The 300-nt window shown below is 59.3% G+C and carries 1 protein-coding gene; it reads right to left on the bottom strand.

Annotated elements, in window-relative coordinates:
• Positions 1 to 300: formyltransferase family protein (locus KVT34_RS30095; RefSeq protein ID WP_302695756.1), on the bottom strand; the 300-nt coding region annotated here is incomplete at both ends.

Here is a 300-nt window from a genome sequence, read left to right as displayed (position 1 = left end):
GCTCCGCCGCGTGCACGCGCTCCGTCAAGCTCTCCACCGTAACGACCTCCCGGATTTCGAGAGCACGCTGGGCGATAATCGGTCCCGAATCGAGCCCGCCGACAACGTAATGCACCGTAACGCCGGTCACTTTAACGCCGTATTCCAGCGCCTGGGCGACCCCCTTGATTCCCGGAAAAGCCGGAAGCAAAGACGGATGCACATTAATCATCCGGCCGTAAGACGGCTCCACCAGCACCGGCGTCAAGATACGCATGTAACCAGCGAGCACGATCAGAACAATTTCCTTCTCCCGCAGAA

It is taken from the genome of Paenibacillus sp. GbtcB18, assembly GCF_019091125.1.
In the GTDB taxonomy this organism is placed as follows: domain Bacteria; phylum Bacillota; class Bacilli; order Paenibacillales; family NBRC-103111; genus Paenibacillus_F; species Paenibacillus_F chitinolyticus.
The sequence above is the reverse complement of the archived record's forward strand: the minus strand, read 5'-3'. Positions and strand labels throughout refer to the sequence as shown.